This is a genomic window from Butyricicoccus faecihominis (assembly GCF_024462775.1).
GTDB lineage: Bacteria > Bacillota > Clostridia > Oscillospirales > Butyricicoccaceae > Agathobaculum > Agathobaculum faecihominis_A.
Map to the genome: position 1 here is coordinate 16,591 of NZ_JANGCE010000029.1, position 19,226 is coordinate 35,816.

Below are 19,226 nucleotides of genomic sequence, written 5' to 3' on the forward strand. Positions count from 1 at the left end.
GAAGAAAAATCCGTATTTGTCGCGCGGCTTATTTCAAGATCGCACGACGGGGAGGCGGTACCATCGATATGGAAACATTTTTACGCACGTACCTCCAGATACTTCCGATTATAAACGAAATAAAACTTTTTGACAACAGATGATCGCATAACCAGATTTGGGAAAGGAGCATTGATTATGAAAAAGGTATTATCGCTCACATTGGGGCTTTGCATGCTGCTCGGGTTTACGGGGTGCGGCGGACAGACAGGAACGCTCGATGCGGCGGGGAATGCGGATATCGCGCTGCTGATGGCGGAGCGCGATGAGTTTTTGAGCGTGTTGGAGCAAAATATCGAAAGCGAAGCGGCCAAGGCCGGGTACGAGCTGCAAAGCTATGACGCGGGCGCCGACCCGGCAAAGCAAATGGACTGCATCACCGCGGCGAAAAACAGCGGCGCGAAGGTGCTGATCGTCAACCTGACCGAGAGCGAGCTTGCCGCCAACCTGCTCGAGGAGACCGAAGGCATGAAGGTCGTTTTCGTCAATCGCTGCCCGGCGGACCGCTCGCTTTTGAATGAAAACACGGTCTATATCGGCGCGGATGAAACGACAAGCGGACGGCTGCAGGGGGAGGCGCTTGCCGCATATTTTGAAGCGGCGGGCAAAAAGCAGATTTCCTATCTGCTGCTCAGCGGCAGAGACCGTTTGGAGCACACCGTACTGCGCACACAGGGCGCGTTGGTCGCGCTGGAACAAGCCGGTATTCAGGCGACGCCCGCGGTAGAGCCGCTCGTTTGCGATTACGACCGCGCCAAGGCGCAGACCGCGGTAGAAAACCTACCCGCTGGAACAACGTATGATTGCGTCATTTCCAATAACGATGCGATGGCGCTGGGCGCGCTGGCCGCCCTTGAGCCGCAGGGCGACGGCGCGGAAGCGCTGCCGGTGGTCGGCGTCGATCTGCTGGACGACGCAAAGGTAGCCCTTGCCGAAGGGAAAATGCTGATGACTGCCCGTCAGGACGCCGCAGGGGAAGCGCGGTGCGCGGTGCGCGCCGCCATCAACCTGCTGGAAGGCAAGCCCTTTGACGAGGGCATGGACGGCGTAACGCCCGCGGCGGACAGCGAATACGCGGTCTACCTGCCGTTTGAAGCGGTCACAGCCCAAAACGTTTCCAATTTCTAAATGTCGAAACCAAGTTCGGCCGCTGTTTTTCTACCTCTTCTTCGGCGGCATAAAACGGCGCGTTGCAACTCATTTTGCAACGCGCCGTTTCGTATGGAATATATTGCGGGATGTATAAAGAAGAGAAAGAGAAGCTGTGGTTCAAGCGTTCGCGCCTTGTGCGCTTTCTACCTTCGCGCCGATCTCCTCAAAGCCTTCGCTTTCCAGCGAGTAACCGGCGGTAGCCAAACTGGGGCGGGTGTATACGAACAGATGGGTCTGGGGTTCGTCGAAGGGGTTATAGAACCAGTGCTTGGCGCCGCGCGGCATGAACAGAACGTCGCCTTCCTGCTGAATGCTTTCCTCTCCGTCGCCCACACCGCCGACGATCTTGCCGGAAATGACGTACATGAACTCTTCGCATTCCTTATGCGCGTGCGGCTCGTGGTAATCGCCGGGCTGGAACACGGCGTAGCCGATGGTCAGATCCTCCGCGCCCATGTTGTCCTGATCGACCAGAATCTTGCGCACCGCGCCGACAAGTTTCGGGATCGGGTAGTTCTTGCCGCACTCGACCGGGACAAGATAGGGGCACTTCGCGCGGTTCTCCATCAGTTCCTTCTGCTGTGCGGCGGTGATCGTCAAATTGTGAATATCCATTGTTTCATCGGTCCTTTCTAACAATAAAAATGTAATTTATTGGGTCAACCGGCCATTTTGCCGGGGAGCCACAGGGAAATCTGCGGGAAATACGTGATCAGCAGCAGATTGATGATACAAATGAAGATCAAAATGATCAAATGCCGGTTGATCACGGTCTCTATCTTTTCGTTTTTCAATCCGGCCGCCACGTACAGATTCACGCCGAGCGGCGGGGTGATCAGGCCGACGCAGAGGTTCAGCACCATAATGATGCCGAAATGCACCGGACTGATGCCGAAAGCCATAACCGCCGGATACAGGATGGGCGCGATGATCAGGATTGCGGCGGTCGCTTCCAGAAAACAGCCGACGATCAGCAGCAGAATATTCACCAGCAGCAGAAAAACGATCTTGCTGGAGGAAATGCTCAAAATGGCTTGCGCGGCGTGCATCGGAATTTGCTCGTGCGTCATCACAAGGCCGAACACACCGGCGGATGCGACGATAAACATCAGCATGCCCGAGGTCGACGCGGCGTTTGAGATGATGCGGAACAGGTCGCGCAGCTTGATCTCGCGGTAAAAGACGATGCCGACCAGCAGGCCGTAGGCACACGCGACCGCCGCGGATTCTGTCGGCGTGAATACGCCGCTATAGATACCGCCCAGAATGATTACCGGCATGAGCAGCGCGCCGATCGCGTGATAGGTGGTCTTGGCAAGCTTTCGCAGGGAAAAGCCGACGCGCGGGATTTTTTCCTTCACCCCGTAATACACGCAGTACAGGATCATCATGCCGCCCAGAATCACACCGGGAAATACGCCGGACATAAACAGATCGCCGACAGACGCGCCCGTGGCGGAGGAATAGGTGATCATCATCGTCGAAGGCGGAATGATCGTGCCCAGCATACCCGCGGAAGCCAATATGGCGAGCGAGAACTTGCGGCTGTATCCGGCCTCCTCCAGTGCGGGCGCCATCAGCGAACCAATGGCCGCGACGGTCGCGGTGGGCGAGCCGCACAGACAACCGAACAGCATACAGGTGAACACCGCGACAATGGCCAGACCGCCGGGCAGCCAACCCAAAAGCGAATTGGCGAAATCGGTCAGCCGCCGCGAGATACCGCCGCTGCTCATCAGCGCGCCGGCCAACAGGAAAAAGGGGATGGCGGCAAGCGTAAAACTATCGACCGAGCCGAACAGCTTTTGCGCCGCGACCTGCAAGGGCACGCTGCCGTTGACCAGAAGCGCGGCAAGACTGCCGCCGAGCAGCGCGGTCGCGACCGGCATGCCCAAAATGAGGATGACGGCAAAGCCCGCGAACAGGACAAAGGTGGTCATGCGGCGTCAGCCTCCTTTCCGGCGCGAATGGATTGGACAAGGCCGGTCAGCCCATGCAGTACGCTCAGGAACATTCCGGCGGGCACGCAGCAATAGATCAGGGTCATGGGCAGTTTGGTGATGGTGGTAAGCTGGCGGGTCTGTCCGTATTGCAGCAGCATTTTTACCGAAAGCGCAAGCATTATGGCAAACAGCACGCAGGTCAGCGCGTCGCCCAGCAGCCTTGCGGCTTTCAGCGCCCGTGGCGGCAGCAGGTTGATGAATACCTCAACGCCGACGTGTGCCTTTTCTTTAACGGCAACGCTGGTGCCGAAAAAGATGCTGTAGATCGCAAGATAGCGCGTCAACTCCTCTCCCGCGAGAAAAGGGATCATCAGCACGCGGCGGCAAAGCACGCTCCACAAAACAACGGCCACCATGGCTAAAAAGGTAATAACACAGATCGTGCGTTCGATCTTTACAAAGAAATTATCCAATCTATCAAGCATGGTCTTGCGCGGTCTGCCGGGTACAGACCCTTCCTCCTTTCGGACAGCGCCGGTTCGTTCATTGGTTACCCGCCTTGCGCAGGGTTTCGACTGTGGCTGCGTCGATGCCCGAGGTGCCGACATACCGATCATAGATCGGCTGCACGGCTGCGGCAAAGGCAGCGGTATCCACATCGATAAATTCCGCGCCAGCCTCGGTCATTTTCTCCTTAGCGGTGGTAAAGGAATCGTCCATGGCGCGGAATTCGTACTGCTGCGCTTCGGTCGCGGCCTGCTGCACGATCTGCCGGATATTTTCGGGCAGAGAATCCCATAGCGTTTGGCTCATCAGCAGGGGGGCGGGCGAATAGGCATGATCGGTGAGGGTGATGTAAGGCGCGACCTCTTCAAAGTTGGAGTTGTGCATGTTCACAACCGTGGTCGAGCTGATCGCGTCGATCACGCCCTGCTGGATCGCGGTGTAAATATCGCCCCAAGCAAGTACGACCGCGTTCGCGCCCATCGCGGTGTAGGTATCGGCTTGCAGCGCGCTGTCGATCGCGCGAATGCGCAGGTTCTTCATGTCGTCCAGCGAACGGATGGGCTTGGTCGAGCCAATGGCGTAAATGCCGTTTTCCCAATAGGACAGCCCCTTTATGCCGGCCTCGGACAGCGCGGCAAGCAGCGGCTCGGACGCGTCGCTCAAAAGCGCCGTGCGCGCGCTTTCCAAATCCTGAAACAGATAGGGCAGATCCCATACGTTGTTGGAATCGGTAAAGCTGGAAAGCGAAGCCGTGGAACAGATCGCAAAATCGATGGTGCCCATTTGCACACCCTCGATGCTTTCCTTTTCACTGGCAAGCTGTGCGCCGGAATACACGGTCAGCTGGATGGCGCCGTCGCTCTTTTCACTCAGCAGGCGGGAAAATTCGATCAGCGCGTCGTCCCAAGGGCCACCGGCGGGCTGCGCGTTGGCGGCGGTCCACTGGTAGGAAGGGCCGCCCCCGGCCGAAGCGTCGCCGGCGGATGCGCCGCCGCACGCGGTCAGGGATACGCCGAGGATGAGGGACAGACCCAATGCGGTTACTTGCTTTTTCATTTCTGTATCCTCCCTGTTTAAAATTTAAGTGGTATACCAGTTGAATTCCAAAATCATTATCTCAAGCGCAAGTTTTTTTGTCAACGCCATATATAACTAGAAAATAAAAGTTTTTTTGTGCAGTATGCATATGGAATGCTACACGGTTTTCAGTATAATAGTAGTTGAAAATGGAAAGAAAAGGCCGATTTATCGGCAAATAAACGAAATTCTTGCAAATTCGCCGGTGGCATTTTGAATGACACGATTGGCGTGCAGGTGGAATGCCGGGGCGCTGAAAGAAGAAAAATTGAATCTGCTGACATACCGGCGGTATGCACACCTGTTATCAAGCGGAGGCCCGTTTTGAGGCCGCCTGACGGAGGGAACACGATATGAGCCAGAACAAAAAGGAACCCAAGAAAGCGGCGGCTGCGCCGCCGCTGGAAAAAGCGCCGAGCAAGGCGCAGACTGCGTACGACACGATCTTGCATAAAATTTTGACCAATGCGTATATTCCCGGCACGACGTTGTCCGAGCGGGATCTGAGCGAGCAGCTGCATATCAGCCGTACGCCGGTCAAGGACGCCCTCAATCGCCTGTCGTTCGAGGGGTATGTCGATTTGGTGCCGGAACGCGGCGCAGTGGTATCTAAGGTCGGGCTGACCGATGTGCTGGAACTGTACGAGATCCGCGAAGCGCTCGAAAGTCATTCCGCGCGGCTGACGGCTACGCGCCGGAGCGAGCAGGAACTTGAGGAGATGCGCTCCTGCATCGCCAACCAGCGCCGCCTGTTTGAATCCGGCGTATTCGACAACACTGAGTACGAGGATAACTTTCATATGTGCATTGCCCGGGCCAGTTTTAATCACCGGCTGATTTCCTATATGGAAATGATCATTCGGCAATGCCGCCGTGCGTCGATTTTCCAAAACCAGCGCAACAACCAGCGAATCGCCCGTTCGATCGATCAGCACGAAGTCATTTTCGCGGCGATCGAAAACGGCGACGCGGAGGCGGCCGGTCAGGCAATGGCCGTGCATTTGCAGGATGTGATCACAACGACCAAGGCGTTGATGTGCGATTACTACTTCATGTATAAATAGAGGCATTTCATGCAATAAAACAGCAGGTTCCCTATCCGGTTACGGATGGGGAACCTGCTCTATTTTGCGGATAAATGTGTTACTTCACGTAAAAATAGAGGGTTGGGGGAATTAATTGTGTGAAGCGGCGTCAGACCGTGTGAAATGGAAGCGTTTGTACTTGAAAGAGAAAGATAGAAAGCTTAAAATAACGTATAAGATTGGGTAAAACTGCAGGAAGCACGGGAAAGCGAGGAATTTGCGCAATGCGTATGACGCACAGGCGTTTTTTTATGCTGCTTGGCGCGTGCCTAATTGCCGCCGCGGTCTGCCTGACCGGCCTTTTGCACGAGTTGGCCACCTATCGGTCCGCGCGGCAAAGCTACGCGGCGCTGCGCCAAACCATATCGATACCAATGCCTGACGATTCGCCGCCTTTACAGGAACAAACGGTCGATCTGGATTGGGTTGCAGCGGCAAAGGAAACCCTCCCCGGTATGACCGCATGGCTGCGGTGCGAGGGGACGCAGCTGGACTACCCGGTTATGCAGGCGGTGGATAACAAGTTTTACCTGTCCCATCTGGCGGATGGCAGCCCTAATAAGCTCGGCGCGCTGTTTTTGGATTGCGCGGCGGAAAGCGATTGGTCCTCGCCCGTATCCGTCATCTATGGGCACGATATGCGGGATGGGCAGTTGTTCGGCAGCTTATCCGGCTATAAGGAGCAAAGCTACTACGACGCGCATCCGTCGATCTCGCTCTATACCCCGCAGAAGGCGTATCAGATCGAGCTGCTCGCCGCGTATCTGGTGGATGGCACAAGCGGCAGCTATCCCATTGGCTTTGCGGACGAAGCCGGGATGGCGGATTATCTAAACGAAGTGCGCGCGCAGTCGTTTTTTGAAACGCAGGCGCGCGCGGTGTGGGGCGACCGTCTGGTCATCCTGTCCACCTGTACCTATGAATTTGAGAATGCCCGGCTTGCGCTGGTCGGGCGGCTCCGTGCGGCACCGGCGCAATAAGAAATGGGGAAGTAACAGATTATGAAGCATTCTTACAGAAGAAACAGACGGCGCGGCACAGCCTATCTGCTGGCGGCCATGATCCTGCTGCCCCTATTGGGCGCGCCGCTCCAGATGGCGCTGGCTACGGATACAACATCTAGCGGCACGCTGAAACGGAACGATACCACATTGCAGAGTGGCGATATTGTTCTGCAAAGCGATACGCTTGCGTGGGAGCAGGCGGTTAACTTCGATCAGGCTGGTGATGCAATCTCCATTGATCTGCCGAAAGGCCTAACAGCAATAACCGGCGAGAAAGCGACCTTGATTTCAACGGATGATGTGACGAAGACCTATCAAATTGAGATGGATGTAACCGGGCAAACCATCAAGATAAAGAAGCCCTCGGACCCCGCCCCCACGGTGTATTCTGTACCGACAGTGAACAACACGCTGCCGCCGGAGATCACTCAGCCGGAGCCGGAAACACCCGCGCCCGAACCCAGCGAGCCTGAAGTGCCGGAAGTATCCGAACCGGAGCAGAGCGAGCCTCAACAACCGGAGTTGGTACCGCAGCCGGAAGAGCCCGAAGAGACTGCGCCCCAGACCTCACCGCAAATCGACCCGGAGATACAGGAGGAGCCTACTGCGCCCAGCGAGCCAGAGCCCGCCCCCGAGCCGGAGCAGCCCGAAACGCCCGGGGAGCCCGCTGCCGGTATTGATCCCGAAGCGTTGTTCAGCGCCGCGTTTTTCTCTCTGGTGCCCCATGCCGCCGCAGCGGGGGACAGCTATACCCTTTCGGTGCCGTGTAAAATCACCCCAGACGCGGTGAAGGATGGTAAAATCACGATTGGCGACCCCACATTATTGCAGCTAACAGTTCCGGCGGCGCCAGAAAAAGAGCCGAAGGTAGAATTGTTCAAAGATAAAAAAGGAACACAGCCCCTTAAAGAGGAAGGGGAAGAACTTACCTTAAATACGCCATTGTATCTAAGACTGTATTGGGCAACGCTAGACTGGATCATAACCGGCACGGAATACTCTATTCGGCTGCCTTCGCCGCTGACCAGCTCGGCTTTAGCGCAACAGGGCGAAATTCTTTTGAGCGGCGCTTTGGATGAAGATGGGAAAATGATGAAACCACAGCCGAGTATTGCTAGCTGGAGCGTTGCTGAGGGCAGTGATATACTGCATATCACTTTTAACCCAAAAGAATTTTACTTGAAAGACAAGGCTGACAAGCTTATTAAACTGACCACTAAGGATGCTTCGGATGTTTATTTTACTTTTGAAAGCAATCTGGATGAAGCTCAGCTGGTTAAGGGCGAGGACGCCGAAACAATTTTTACTCTTCCGGGTGACAAGACTTATCATGTAACGATAAATGACTGGAAACCGAAGGAGCCTAAGCTTGAAAAGAAAGCCGGGGCGTTTAACGATAAAGGCGTGGTGACATGGACGGTAAAGTACACCACGGCATCGTCTACCTACGATACTGCTGGTGTGCCAGTAAGGCTTGTGGACACCCTGCCCAAAGGCGTGGAATATGTAACGAATACGTTTAACGGTCCGGACAGTTTGTCGATCGATGCTTCTAAGGAAGGCGTACTAACGTTTACTCCGATCGCAGATAAAATAACGCCAAACACGGAATATGAGTTTACCTATCAAACCCAATTAACTGACGAAATACTGCTCAATCAGTGGGTGCCAGAGAATCTCCAAAGCCTTACGTTTAAAAATGAAATAACGGGCCGGAAAGACGATGGTACAGAAATTGAGGGACTACGCGCATCGGGCTCCGCGACACTATCTAGTGACTGGTCAGGTTGGAAGCTGATAGACAAGATCGGCGAGCTTAAATGGGAAGATGACCAGCCTTATGTGAACTGGACGGTCACGGTCAACACGGTTAGTCGCCAATTTGTCGCTTTAACGGTAAAGGATACGTTAGGAAAGGGACTTACGTTAAACGGCGGTATAACAATTAATAGTAAAAAAGCAGAGTACCAAATAGCCCCTGATACTGATGGTAAAACGCTTGTAACCATACCACTGATTGAGAGGAAGGCGGACAGCGCAGCGCAAACCGCTTTAAGTCAATATATAATCACTTATCGTACGAATGTTGATAAGTCTTACTTCTCTCAAACAGGCGATGTCATTCTAGATGATGAAGCTGTTTCAAACAATGCGACCTTGGAATGGGAATGGCCTTCGGGTAAGGGACCGGGAGATAACTATATTATCCCAACAGTAGAGAAGAAACCAGGAGATGTTGCTGATTTTAACAAAAATATGGTAAAAAAGTCGGCAGGAAACTATGACGCGGCGGAGCGTGCGCTTAACTGGACGGTTACCGTCAACCCAAACCATGTTGATTTAAAGGAAATCACACTGGAAGAAGTGCTGGGGCAATCACCCGATCATACCTTTGACCGGACAAAAGTCGGCAGCTCAAATGCTATTTCGCTTGAGACGACTGTCACCGCAATACAAGAGGCAATAGAAGCGAATCTGCCGACCGGTGCGACGGTCAGCGTAACGGCGGATACGAGTACTACGCCTACGAAGCTAACTATCAAAATTGAGGGCCTTGGTACATCGGTTTGCAGATTCACTTTTCAATCCTATGTAACAGACCCTACAATTTGGGCGAACAACATACAAAATACTGTGTTCAAAAATACAGTTACTGTTACATCGGCTACAACGACGAGCAATCAGGCTGTTAAGACTGAAGGTCTAACGGCCACCGCTAGCAAAGCCGTTGATCTGGAAGTGCTGAAAAAAGAGGTTGCAGAGTATGACGCAGCAAAGCAAGAAATCGTTTGGCGGGTAACGGTTAACAACAGCAAAACACCGCTGAGCACGATTTCAATCACCGAAACCTTGCCTGACGGCCTTACCTATGTAGAGGGTTCCGCAAAAATCGGTGCGCCCTCCATGGAGGAAGAAAACATGCCGAAGCTGGAGAACGTTTCTTCAAGCGGCGAAAAAGTAATATTTACTGTGCCAAATCAAGATACTCCCGCCGCGCGCTGGCTGCTGTTCAGAACCAAGGTGGATGTAAACGCAAAGACATACGAAAATGCAGAGACAGTTACCTACTCAAACTATATATCCATGACAAACGGAGAGGGCTCCACACCGCAAGCGGATTGCAAATTTGAACTAATTAATAATCCGCTGATGAAAACAAGTGTATATGAAGGAAATGTAATAGATTACACAGTATCATTGAATCCATTGGGTGCAGATTTACTTGAGAAAATGGCCGGCGCAACACTCTACATGAAGGATCAGTTGGGCGACTGCCTATATTTAGATGTCGACTCTGTAAAAATTGCTGAGGCGCAACAAACCGCAACTCTGGTAAACGGAAAATATCAAGTAACACTTAAACCGTCTGGCACGTGTCGGCCTGTTACAGATGTAGCGTATAATACCGCTGAAAATTTCTTTCAGATCGAAATTCCAGATGCTGCAAAGCCGTATGTCATTACCTATACTGCTTATGCAACCAGAGGGGGGGACCTGACAAACACGGTTTCCTTGGTGGGAAGTAAGCTGCCGACAGACGGAGACTTAAAGTCCAATAAAAATAATTTTACACTGGATGCCACTTCCGGTGCGCGGCTGCGGCTTCCGGCTGGCAAATTCCTTTCATTCAGTGTCAAAAAGACCGATGAAAATGACAATCTGCTGAAGAGCGGTACAACGGAATTTGGCGTGTACACCGATGCCGCCACCCAAAACCTTATCACAACAGGCAAGGTAAACGATAAAAGCGGATACTGTGAATTAGGCCTGCCGGCAAGTGCGGTTGAAGGTATTGATACTTTATACCTAAAAGAGCTTACTGCGCCTAAGGATTATGTAATCAGCCCCGCAGCCATTAAGATTTCAGTTGCGGCTATACAAGCGGAAACGTCACCCGAGGGCTATGTAGAAACGGTGAAGAATGTGAAACGGGGAGGAGAGACCGGTGGTTCGTTTACGCTAACCAAAACAGATAACGACGGAGACACGCTGCAGGGTGTTACCTTTGGCTTGTATCAGGATGCGGATGCTAAAACACCTGTCTTGAAGGATGGCGAAGCAGTCACCGGTGTTACAGGTGCTGATGGAAAGATTACTTTCAGTGGTCTCTATCCCGGCGCTACCTACTACGTCAAGGAACTGGGCACGCTGGAAACACATGTGCTAGATAGCACTCCTTATCAAGCTAAGGCTGGTGGGGAAATTCAAATCACAAACGATAGGGCCGAAGCCGAGATTCGGGTTATCAAGCTGCGCGAGGGCAAGGGCCATGAAACTGAAACGCTTGCAGGCGCGAAGTTTGCGCTGTTTACCGACGAGAAGGGCGAAAAACAGAAGGGCGACGTTCAGACAACGGATGAAGACGGCGCTGCAACCTTCTCCGGCTTGCAGCCGCACACCGAATATTGGCTCAAGGAAACCGAAGCGCCCGCGGGCTATGAGGATAATGACGCGTTGCTCGGTCAGCTCATAAAGATTAAGACCGGCGAAAACGACGCCAATAACCCGAAGGTCATTACCGTTACCAACAAAAAAATCCTTGTCAGCATCAAGGCCGTCAAGGTGCGGCAGGGCAAGAAGGAGATCAAGCTCTCCGGCGCGGGATTCGAGCTGTACAGAGGCGATGAGAACGACAAAAAGCTGGTGCGCACCGAGCTGAGAACGGATGAAAACGGCGAAATCCTCTATGAAAATCTGGAGCCTGATACCTATTGGCTCAAGGAGACCATACCCCCCACGGGCTACAAGACCCCGCAAAACGTGTGGACTGAGGTAAAGATCAACCCCGATACGGACGCCACCCCCAAGGAGGTAACGGTCGCCAACGAAAAAATTCTGGTATCCCTTCACGTGACGAAGGAGGGCGACGGGGCGGCGGGGCCCCGTCTGCCGGGCGCAAAGCTCGCGCTGTACGAGGCAGACAAAACCACTCTAGTGCACGCGGCGCAAACCACCGATGCGAACGGCGAAACCACCTTCACAAATCTGGAACCCGAAACCACGTATTACATCCGGGAAACCGAAGCGCCAAAGGGCTACCGCATCAAAAACGAGTGGACGGAAGTCAAAACCGGTGCGTTTGACGCGGCCCAACCCGCTGCCACCACGGTAGTGAACGAAAAGATCCTCGTCGGCATTCGGGTGATCAAGGTACGCGAGGGCGACCCGGAAACCAAGCTGGAGGGCGCGAAATTTGAGCTGTACAGCGACGCGGAGGGAAAAAGCCTGCTTCGCGCCGCGCAAGCGACCGACGCAAACGGCGTGACCGAGTTCCTGAACCTGCAGCCCGAAACCGTCTATTATCTCAAAGAGACCGAAGCGCCGAGCGGCTACCGTATTCTGACGGACGGCCTGATCGAGATCAAGACGGGCGAGGGCGCCGAGGGCGCGCAGCCGGTCGAACAGGTCGTGGAGAACGCGCGGCGGCGCTCGTCGTCCTCCTCGCGTCCGAAACCGCCCGCAGAGGAACCGGAAACGCCCGTGGTCCCGGTCGGGCCGACCGACCCGGTCAATCCGGCTGATCCCACGGGCCCGGATCAGCCGGCGAAGCCGGACGATCCGACAAACCCGGATAATCCCCAAGATGCAGGCGACCCATCGAAGCCGGGCGGTTCCGATGACCCCGCAAACCCCGATAAGCCCGGCGATCCCAGCAAGGGGGACGGTACGGTAACCGTACCGTCCGAAAGCACCCCCGGGGGTGCTTTCGGAACGGCCTCTTCTGGCAACCGTGTTTCGTCAATTCCTGAAACCGGCGTGCGGGATCGCATTCCGCTGTGGGCCCTTGGCCTTGCCTGTTCCCTCGGTCTGGCCGCCGTGCTGTGCCTGTCGCAGCTGATCTTCCGGCCAAAGGGCAAGCACATGAAAAAAAGAGGCTGACCGCAGACAAAAAGGCAAACAACCTAGCAAAAACAAAACGTGCGTCCGCATAAGCGGGCGCACGTTTTGTTTTTTGCGGCAAGCAGGGCCGCTAAAAAAATTCCACCTCAAGACAAATCTTTTTCCATTTACGCCTATCCGCAAATCGCATAAGATAGGGATACCGAAACGGACAGTAAGGTTCAGGGGAAAGGATGAAAGCAATGCTTGCATTTAATTCGGATTGGAATGGAGAAAGCAAAAACATTCAGGAACTGGAGGCGACGCTGCGCGAATTAGCGGAAGCAGGAATGACCCATATTCATTGGTGCCATCAGTGGAGCGGCGATTACCTGTATTCAACCTACGAGATGATTCAGATCCGCCGGTGGCTCGATCGCTACGGTCTGAAAGCCAAGGGCGTCCATGCGACGGAGGGCCATTGGATGGACGAGGAGTTGGACACGGTGGACCCCAACTGCAAGGATTTCACCTCGCCCAATGAACTGAACCGTTTGGCGGGTGTGGAGCTGCTGAAAAACCGTGTCGATCTGGCGGTTGCGCTGGGCACCGATCTGATCGTTTTACATCTGCACCCGCCCTTTCACATGTTCAACGAGCAGCCGGGTTCGCGGAAAAGGTTTTACCAAGCGATTTTTAAGACCTTTGATGAAATGGAGGCGTACTGTAAAGTGCGCGGCGTAAGGGTGTGCCTAGAAAACCTGCAGGGCATTCCAAATGAACATCAAATCGCCCAATTCGACCTGATGTTCAACAGATACGATAAAAGCTATATGGGGTTCTGCTTCGATACGGGACATGCGCTGATCAGCAAAGCCTCCGCGCCGCTCGAACTGCCCGAACGGTATTGGGAACGGATGTACTTTATCCACCTGTCGGGCAATCGGGGGGATTATGACCAGCACGCGCTGCCGTTTGAAGGCACGTTCGATTGGACAGGCCTTGCAAAATGGATCGCTAAATCGCCGTATGAACTGCCGGTGACGCTGGAGGTTTCCCGGAATGACGAGAACGAGCCGTTTTTGAAAAAAGCGCTGGCAAGCGGGGCGCGGCTCGAAGAACTGGTGCGGTCCTATCGCTGATATGAAATTTGCAGGGGGATGAACAAAATGATCAACAAGCTGCTGGGAAAACTCGGTTTCAGCAAAAAAATGTTTTTTGCGTTCTTACTGGTCGTGGTAAACAGCAATTTGATTTATTCGATAAGCGGCGTGCGCGGCGTACTTTATAATCCGTATCTGGATGTGCTGGGCGTAAGCAACGCGCAGCTGGGCATTTTGATCGGTTTGACCGGCGCGCTTTCCACTTTCGGCAACGTGCCGCTCGGCTGGATACAGGACTTGCTGTCTCCGCGAAAGGTTTTGGCGATCGATACGATGATCGTGGGCGCGACCTCGCTTTACATTTGCTTCGCGCCCAACCTGACTTATACGAAGCTTCTGGTTTGCTTTGCTATTTACGGCCTGTTCAGCGAACCGCTGTACTGGGCGAGCTACTTAAAGAGCATCCGTTCGCTGGCCAGAGATGACAAGCAGGCCACGGCGTTCGGCTTTGCGGAATCCGGCCGCAGCATGACGGGACTGATTTATCAGATGCTTTCGCTGATGGTGTTTACCGTTCTGGGCAGTTCGGTTTTCGGCATGCGTACCGCGATGATGATCAACGCGTGCCTGACGATCGGCTCCGGCGTGCTGATCTGGTTCTTTATGCCGGAGGTGGGCGTTGTTCGTGCGCAGGCTGGCGAAAGCCAGACCAAGCTGGCGCTTTCCGGCGTGCTGAAAGCGCTGAAAATGCCGGAGGTTTGGCTGACCGGTATCGCGGCCTCCTGCGTTTACGCGATCTATTGCTGCACCAGCACGTATTTTATCCCCTATTTGCAGGATGTGTTTTTATTGCCCGCCGCGTTGGTCGGCGTGTTTGGGCTGGTTAATTCGCAGGTGGTTTCGATCTGCTCCACACCGGTTTCGGGAATACTGGCCGATCAAAAATTCAAATCCAGCGCGCATTGGATGCGGATCTGCTATGTCGGGCTGGCCATCATGCTGACCAGCGCGCTCATCCTGCCCAAAACAAAGGTCATGGTCATACCCTGCATGGTCATCCTGATGGCTTCCGCGCTGTGCGTCTATCTGGTGCGCGGAATCTATTATGCGCCGATCGGGGAAGCCGGCGTGCCGCGTGAAATGAGCGCGACCGCCATGTCCGTGGCGAGCGCGATCGGTTATTCCCCCATGATGTGGGCCTATCCGGTTTACGGTAAGATCATCGATAGCTTTGATGCGCAAAAGGCGTATCAAATCATTTTCACCGTGGTGATCGGCATGGCGATCGCCGGCGTCGCTACGACCACCGTGCTGGGCCGCCGGATCATGAGCCGCCGGCAGACGGTTTGCATACCCGATCAGGCGGCGTAAACAAGGCTGTCATAAAAGCCGCCCGGCATGGCTGGGCGGCTTTTATAATACGGCAGGCCGCGAAAAGGGAGTGGGCTGTATGAGAATCCGGTCCGTTAGGGACTATATCGTATCGGAACAGATGAAGATTGTTTTTGTTCTGCTCCTGCTGATTTTTTTATTCTCCACGCTTGCGATCTATACGGCTGTTTACTATCAAAACGTGCAGCGCGCGGAAGAGAATATTCTTTTTGTCGAACGGGCGGTCGAACGGTTTTTAAAGCCGTATGAAACGCAGGCAGAGCGATACCGGCAGGACCCGCAGATACAGCGCTATTGCCGCGACGCTTCCGGGGACAAGGCCGCCGCGCAAACCTTGGATTTGGAGCAAGGCCTCGCCTTGTTCGATCTGGAACGGCAGATCTATCCGCGAACGGAAGACCTAAGGCCGGTCGCCGGTGGCGTAACGGACGCCGCCGCCCTTTTGCGCGAGACCTCGTCGTCGCTTCGGTGCTATATTCCGCTTAAAGAGGCAACGGGGACCGAGCCAATCGGATATTTGACATGGGTTCTACCGGAAAGCGCGCTTGCCGAGTTTTTAGAGCAAACGATACCCGCCTCCGTCTCTTTCGCGCTGTACGACCAAGCGGGAGGTATCCTTTATGATACCTCCGTGGCCTACCGCTACGAGGAAAAGGCCGCCGCGCGTTTGAAGGGCGGCGTGACCGGCGTTGCGATCGTCAACGCCGAGGTCGGGTATCGCTCCGTATTGGCGTATCTGGCCTGCCTGATGCCGATCGGGCTGTTCGTTTTTGTGATCAATTACTGGCTTGCCAAGCAGCTTTCCGAAAAGCTGGTGCGCCCGATCACCACCCTGATCGCCTCCATTCGGCAAAATAGGCAGGGTCATTTAAACTATATCGATATCGATGGCTCGGAACTGGAAGAGATCGAAACGCTGTCGCAGTCCTATCGGGACATGATGTTGCAGCTAAACGAGTTGATGGAGAAAAACCAGAAAGAAAACCTGCTGCGCATTGAAAGCCAGTTAGGGGTGCTGCAGGAGAAGATCAACCCGCATTTTCTGTTCAACACGCTGGAATTCATCAACAGTCAGGCGATTTTGGAGGATGCCGGGCAAACCGCGTACCTGATACAAAAGCTGGGCGTTTTGTTCCGGTATAGTCTGCGTGCGCCCGATGTTCTTCCGCTCCGGCAGGAGGCGGCGTACGCCAAAGACTATCTATCGCTTCAGAACGCCCTGCGCAATGGGCTGCTCACCTGTCAGTACGATATAGACGCGGCGGCGCTGGAAGCCGAATTGCCCAAGCTGATCCTACAGCCCTTGCTGGAAAACTGCTTTCAGCATGGATTTCGGGAACGGTCGGACGAGGTGTGCCGCCTTCGTCTGACGATCGGCTTTGAGAATACGGCGCTTTGCATCGTGGTGGAGGACGACGGGGAAGGGATGTCGCAGGAACGGCAGCGGGCGCTGGAGCAAGCGCTGCAAAGCGACAGCGAGAGCTTTGCCTGTTTCATCCGCCGCAGCAAGCACATCGGGCTGCGCAATGTCAACGCCCGCCTGTGCCTGCACTGCCGGGTCGCAAAGGCGGTGTGGGTTGATCGCAGCCCGTTGGGCGGGACCAGAGTGACGCTTCGCCTGCCGCGCGGCGGCAGAATGGCGGCGCGCGCGCCGCGGCTGACACGGGAAGGGGGGAGCCAAGCTGCTCAAGGTTTTGATTGTGGATGATAATGCGATGATCCGCAAAAGCCTCATCAAGCGTATCCAATGGGAGGCGCTCGGCATGTGCTGCGCCGGAGAGGCGGAAAACGGACGGCAGGCATGCGAGCAGATCGACCGGTTGCGTCCCGATATTGTTATTACGGATATCAAAATGCCGCGCGCGGACGGTTTTTTTGCGATACGGAAGGCGCGTAAATCCCATCCCGGCTTACAGTTTATCGTCATTTCCGGTCATGACGACTTTTTGTATCTCAAGCAGTCGGTTCAGCTACAGGTGCTGAACTATATCTTAAAGCCCATTGGCACGGAGGAGCTGCACGAAACGCTGCGGCACGCGGCGGAAAAGATCGCGCAATACAGAGAAGCTTCGTCCGTACAGGACACGGCGCACCATTACAAGGCGCTGTACCATAGGGAAAAGCTTGAAAACGTCTTTGCCCAGCTTCTTTTTTCCCGCATGGATCATGCCGCCTTCAAGCGCCTCTTGCAGGAGCTTTCCTATCCCTTGGATATGCCGCGCTGCCAAGTGCTGCTGCTGAACCTGCCTTCGGATCAGACCGGGGACGCGCCGCTTTCCGTGGAACTGCGGCGCGAGGCGGAGCATGCTGTGGAGCGGCTCTGTTACCCCGCCAAATGCCTGCTGCTCCCGGTCAGCCGCCATGTCTGCGCCGCGGTGCTCAATGAACCGGCGGAGGCGGAGCTTTCGCCTTTTCTGCTTTCGGGCGTTTACGACGCGGTGTGCCGGCTGGCGCCGGAGCTGCGCGGGCGGCTGTACCTCTCCTGCGGCGGCTCCATGCCGGTAAAAAGCCTTTTCGGCGCGTATTACGATGCGCTGCTTCAAATGCTGCGCAGATTCTTACAGGATACCGGAGAAACGCGGATATTTGCGCCAAGCGAACAGACAGCGGCGGAGCAGGCGACCGGTTCGTTTCAAAGCGAATTCACCGTCGCGTTCCACTTGCAGATGTATGAGGAATGTAAGCATATCCTCCATCGCGCCATGGAAAAAGCCGTTCGCCAGCCGGAAACATTCGTATCCGCGTTGCAGCGCGTAATGGGTACGGTCAATACCTGCGTTACGCAGCAAACGGGCCAGCCGCTTTTCCTGCGTAACGCGCAGGAGCTGTATCTGCTTCAGTTCGCATCCAGAAAGCACTTTTTACAGGCGGTCTGCGGCTTGCTCGATAGCTGCAAGCGCTCCGACGCGACGCCGGATATCGGGGAGCAGATCGTTTCGTATTTGTATGAACACTATACGCAGCCGCTTACCGTTCAGTCGCTCAGCGAGCTTTTTCACGTCAATCAGATCTATCTGGGGCAGCTGATCAAAAAGAAGACCGGCCGCCCCTTTAACGCCCTGATCAACTCTCTGCGCGTGGATTTGGCGGCGCAAAGCATGCGCGAGCATCCGGATATTCCCTTGAAAGAGCTTGCCTTTTCGCTAGGGTTTGTGGACGCGCACTATTTTACCAAGGTATTCAAGCAGCATCTTGGCGTTACCCCAAGCGAATATCGTGAAAAAGCGAAAGACCGTCAATAAATCGGGCCCTCCTGTGTTGCAGGAGGGCCTTTTGCAGAAAATTGCCCTCAAGTCCTTTGTTTTTTCTATATACCTAAGTCGGACGGCGTGGTAGTATCGGTTACGAAAAGTAAAACGCTTATGGAACCGATAAGTTGGAGATGGGGATGAATGATGGAAAAGGTAATGAGAATACGAAAGTGCCTGAAAAACAGGCGGAGCCTATGCTTTCCATGGAAGTGGCGCGGGGGCGAACTGACGAGATACCGTAAGATCGCGCTGGGCAACCTGCTGATCACATGCGCCTACGCGTTTATCACGGTGCCGCATGGCATCATCAACGGAGGCACCACCAGCTTTGCGATGATCCTGTCACAGTGCACGGGATGGGCCATTCCGGTGATCGTGAACAGCGTGACCGTTCTGCTCCTGCTGCTGTGCCGCATTTTCTTGGGAAAGGTTTATTTGATTGGCGCGCTGTTTTCGGGCGTTTGCTACATGGCGATGTTTTCGGCGCTGGAGTCGCTGCACTGGTCGCTGCCCCTGCCGCTACCGCTCTGCGTGCCGCTGGCGGCGCTGCTTGTCGGCGCGGGATACGCCCTGTGCATCAGCGCGCAGTCCACCGCGCTGGGGTTTGATACGATCGCGCTGATCCTGCATAAGCGATACAAGCGCCTGAATGTATCGTGGCTGATGTTCGGCATCAATATGATTATTTTGCTGCTGGGCTTTGCCATTTACGGAGGGCTGTCCATCGCCTTCGGCATTGTTTTTACCTTCCTGCAAACGAGAATACTCAACACGATCATGGCTAAAACAGCAAAGGAACCGCAAGACGGGTAAGAAAGGCCGCGCCGCGCTCAGTCACAGACTAAACGCAGCG

General features: G+C 54.6%; 13 protein-coding genes. 9 read left to right on the plus strand and 4 right to left on the minus strand.

What is annotated here, in order from left to right; genetic code table 11:
* The first annotated feature begins 177 nt into the window (after positions 1 to 177).
* Complete coding sequence (locus NE562_RS13670) at positions 178 to 1,167, plus strand: sugar ABC transporter substrate-binding protein (RefSeq protein ID WP_280962994.1); 990 nt, start codon at positions 178 to 180, stop codon at positions 1,165 to 1,167.
* A gap of 141 nt (positions 1,168 to 1,308) precedes the next feature.
* On the opposite strand, the gene NE562_RS13675 is transcribed toward NE562_RS13670, so the two are convergent.
* From NE562_RS13675 to NE562_RS13690, 4 genes are read right to left on the minus strand one after another with little or no spacing between them, the layout of a single operon-like run.
* Complete coding sequence (locus tag NE562_RS13675; protein WP_280962995.1) at positions 1,309 to 1,806, minus strand: cupin domain-containing protein; 498 nt, start codon at positions 1,804 to 1,806, stop codon at positions 1,309 to 1,311.
* A gap of 44 nt (positions 1,807 to 1,850) precedes the next feature.
* A complete protein-coding gene (locus tag NE562_RS13680; protein ID WP_280962996.1) occupies positions 1,851 to 3,131 on the minus strand; it encodes a TRAP transporter large permease in 1,281 nt (426 codons plus the stop codon).
* The gene (locus NE562_RS13685) at positions 3,128 to 3,619 is read right to left on the minus strand and encodes a TRAP transporter small permease (protein WP_280962997.1); all 492 of its coding nucleotides are present in this window, start codon (positions 3,617 to 3,619) and stop codon (positions 3,128 to 3,130) included. The genes NE562_RS13680 and NE562_RS13685 overlap by 4 nt, the downstream gene beginning before the upstream one ends.
* 58 nt (positions 3,620 to 3,677) lie before the next feature.
* Positions 3,678 to 4,697: a TRAP transporter substrate-binding protein gene (locus tag NE562_RS13690; protein WP_280962998.1), complete on the minus strand. Its 1,020-nt coding sequence runs from the start codon at positions 4,695 to 4,697 to the stop codon at positions 3,678 to 3,680.
* Positions 4,698 to 5,071: 374 nt separating this feature from the next.
* Here NE562_RS13690 and NE562_RS13695 point away from each other — a divergent pair, with 374 nt between their 5' ends.
* The 8 genes from NE562_RS13695 to NE562_RS13730 all read left to right on the plus strand — a co-directional run bounded on the left by NE562_RS13695 (position 5,072) and on the right by NE562_RS13730 (position 19,186).
* Positions 5,072 to 5,782, plus strand: a complete 711-nt coding sequence (locus NE562_RS13695) for a GntR family transcriptional regulator (protein WP_280962999.1) — start codon at positions 5,072 to 5,074, stop codon at positions 5,780 to 5,782.
* 272 nt (positions 5,783 to 6,054) lie between these two features.
* Entirely contained in the window at positions 6,055 to 6,783 is a 729-nt protein-coding gene (locus NE562_RS13700) for a class B sortase (RefSeq protein WP_280963000.1), read from the plus strand.
* Between the two features lie 21 nt (positions 6,784 to 6,804).
* Positions 6,805 to 12,687, plus strand: a complete 5,883-nt coding sequence (locus NE562_RS13705; RefSeq protein WP_280963001.1) for an MSCRAMM family protein — start codon at positions 6,805 to 6,807, stop codon at positions 12,685 to 12,687.
* Positions 12,688 to 12,890: 203 nt separating this feature from the next.
* Entirely contained in the window at positions 12,891 to 13,769 is an 879-nt protein-coding gene (locus NE562_RS13710; protein ID WP_280963002.1) for a sugar phosphate isomerase/epimerase family protein, read from the plus strand.
* A gap of 27 nt (positions 13,770 to 13,796) precedes the next feature.
* The gene (locus tag NE562_RS13715) at positions 13,797 to 15,101 is read left to right on the plus strand and encodes an MFS transporter (RefSeq protein ID WP_280963003.1); all 1,305 of its coding nucleotides are present in this window, start codon (positions 13,797 to 13,799) and stop codon (positions 15,099 to 15,101) included.
* A gap of 79 nt (positions 15,102 to 15,180) precedes the next feature.
* Positions 15,181 to 16,830, plus strand: a complete 1,650-nt coding sequence (locus NE562_RS13720; protein ID WP_280963004.1) for a sensor histidine kinase — start codon at positions 15,181 to 15,183, stop codon at positions 16,828 to 16,830.
* Entirely contained in the window at positions 16,823 to 18,364 is a 1,542-nt protein-coding gene (locus tag NE562_RS13725; RefSeq protein WP_280963005.1) for a response regulator, read from the plus strand. The genes NE562_RS13720 and NE562_RS13725 overlap by 8 nt, the downstream gene beginning before the upstream one ends.
* Positions 18,365 to 18,529: 165 nt before the next feature.
* Positions 18,530 to 19,186, plus strand: coding sequence for a YitT family protein (locus tag NE562_RS13730; protein WP_280963006.1), 657 nt, complete (start codon positions 18,530 to 18,532; stop codon positions 19,184 to 19,186).
* Positions 19,187 to 19,226: the final 40 nt, after the last annotated feature.